The organism is bacterium, from assembly GCA_009926305.1.
Lineage (GTDB): Bacteria > Bdellovibrionota_C > UBA2361 > UBA2361 > RFPC01 > RFPC01.
Genome location: RFPC01000163.1, coordinates 1 through 2,309 on the forward strand (window position 1 = coordinate 1; position 2,309 = coordinate 2,309).

At 47.2% G+C, this 2,309-nt stretch carries 3 protein-coding genes; all 3 read right to left on the reverse strand.

The annotated features are described in order from the left end of the window. Positions 1-14 precede the first annotated feature (14 nt). The gene (locus EBR25_13210; protein ID NBW41939.1) at positions 15-332 is read right to left on the reverse strand and encodes a hypothetical protein; all 318 of its coding nucleotides are present in this window, start codon (positions 330-332) and stop codon (positions 15-17) included. A gap of 86 nt (positions 333-418) precedes the next feature. Further along, positions 419-1,447, reverse strand: a complete 1,029-nt coding sequence (locus tag EBR25_13215) for an IS3 family transposase (GenBank protein NBW41940.1) — start codon at positions 1,445-1,447, stop codon at positions 419-421. A gap of 95 nt (positions 1,448-1,542) precedes the next feature. Then, positions 1,543-1,878 carry a hypothetical protein gene (locus EBR25_13220; protein NBW41941.1) on the reverse strand — a complete coding sequence of 112 codons (336 nt, stop codon included), beginning with the start codon at positions 1,876-1,878 and terminating at the stop codon, positions 1,543-1,545. Between the last annotated feature and the right edge of the window lie 431 nt (positions 1,879-2,309).

A 2,309-nucleotide genomic window follows, 5' to 3' on the forward strand; every position in this document is an offset into this window, starting at 1 on the left:
ATTTAAATCAAGAGTCAGAGTCTAAAAGCACACTTTAAGGGTGTTTTAGAGTCAACTGTAGTACTTCCGTCTTCAGAGTCCTCACCTTTAGAGGCACTCACAGATTTCGACTCGTCAAGCGTGACCGCGGCGAGTTGTTCGATGTCACTCTCGGAAAGCACTTGAATACCATCGAGCTCAGAGTCTACGAGCTGAGGAAGCGCGATAATCTTAGCACCACCACTTTGCCAGTGACTAGGAACGCCATCAGGCTCAGCCTCGCACACTGAGCTTTGTGGGCGCTTTCTGGCCACCGGCAATATTCCAGCTAACGTGATTTGGGCGGAACCCAACCCTACATAAACCGAATTGCCTCTTTCCTCTCCAGACTCTGCGGAACGTGTCAATGATTTGAGACAACGCCAGGTCGAAATTTAACCTAACATGTCTTCGCTTGTTCCTCCATTTTCGGTTTGTTGATCCACACAGCCTCGGGTGCCAAAGAGGCACTTGGCGTTCCATTCACGAAGCGAATTGGATTTCTCAGATACGCCTCAGCCAGAACAGAATCTCGGTTCCGTTTCTTCTCTACATGTGAACCTGTATGAATATCATCAGGTGTATAATACTCCAGCCCAGAGTGTCTGTGCTCTTCGTTGTACCATTTGACAAACTTGCTCATGAAGTTCCGGGCCTCTTGCACAGTGCCGAACCTGTCTGGAAAGGTTGGCATGTATTTTATGGTTTTGAACATGGACTCGCTGAAGGGGTTGTCGTTCGAAACGTGAGGTCTGCTGAAACTCTTTGAGATGCTGAGGTCTGAGAACAACTCCGAAAGGGTCTTTGACCTCATGGGGCCTCCCCGATCGCTGTGGATAGTGAGTTGTCCTGGCTTAATCTTTTCTTCTTTTGCAGCCTTTGAGATCACGGCCTCCGCCAGGGTTCCAGTTTCCTGCAAATAAACGGCCCAGCCCACAATCTTTCTGCTGAAGATATCCATCACGACGTAAAGATAAAAATAGGTCCATTTCGAATGAGCGCGGAGTTTGCTGATGTCCCAGCTCCAGACTTGATTCGGTCCTGTTGCCAGCAGCTCAGGAGCCCTAAAGCTGCGAGAACGGGCGACTTGTCGGCGCTCCGCAACAGCACCCTGTGCGTCTAGGATTCGATACATCGTTCGAACTGAACAGATAAAAACACCTTGGTCGAGAAGCACATTGAAGATCGCCTGCGGCGCCTTGTCGACAAACTTTTCGCTGTTGAGAACTTTCGCCACTTCGGCGACCTCCGCTGGACTCAAGGCCCTGGGATGGGCTGCTCGAGAACATTTTTGGGAATCTGTTTCAGTCAGAACAATGGGCTTGAGAGCGCGGTATGCAGTCGCTCGTGAACGACTCAGGGATGCCAATAGCACCTGAAAAGGAATCTCTTCCTTCCTGGTGACGGCGAGCAACTCCTGCGCGCTCATTCCTTCTCGTCTGTGTACATCCCGGCAATTTTTTTTTGGATCTCAATAATCTTTTGAGCCTGAATAAGACTCTTTGAAAGCTTCTCGTTCTCTTTTTACAGTCTCTGAATCTCAGCCATTTCTGGCGTCACCTTGGGCTTCGGACCCCTTTTCTTGCCAGCAACACCAAGAAGTCCTTCATTTCGCTGCTTGCGCCAAAGAGAAAATGTCAAAGAGTATAGGCCTTGCTTGCGAAGGAATGCTCCAACATCGGCGCCATTCTTCTTGAGTTCATCGATTTGGACGAGCACTTGAAGCTTTTGCTTTTGTGTCCAAACTCTCCTTCTTGCATTTGGATTGGCGGCATCCTCTGCTTTGTTGACAGAGACTTTAGAAGAAGAAATTGCAGTAACGTTTGCTTGAGACATGGAGAAATCCTCGTGTCCCCTCATTAGCTTAAACACAGAATGGTGGGTGTCTCAAGTCTCATTGGCACAGAGGGAAAAGCGTTAAATTGAGTGATGAATAGCAAGCCAAGAATGATTAAATGTTTAGAGCTAATGAGAAGTCTTGTCTTTGAGATCATCCATGCAAGAATTAGGGTTTAGGCTCTAGGATGGCCATTTGGAAATGCCACCTAGAATAGGTACAATTATAAGAAATTACTCCTGATAATCGGGTATAGACTGATTCAGATTTTGAAGTTTGTCTAGTGTTGCCAGCCATTGGGAATGGTTTTGAGTCAAAACAGGAATAATTTTCAAGGATGACTGGTTTTCCGAGAACTATTTTTTCTTTGAGTCAATTCATTGAGCAATTCTTCAGCCGCAGTCCCCCTAGGCTCAACTTCTCAAACGCACATTCAAAATCGATGTTCTCAAGT

Bases quoted from the DNA above. Each gene is read 5' to 3' on its own strand.
- EBR25_13215 (NBW41940.1), bottom strand. From the start codon at position 1,447: ATGAGCGCGCAGGAGTTGCTCGCCGTCACCAGGAAGGAAGAGATTCCT.
- EBR25_13220 (NBW41941.1), bottom strand. From the start codon at position 1,878: ATGAGGGGACACGAGGATTTCTCCATGTCTCAAGCAAACGTTACTGCA.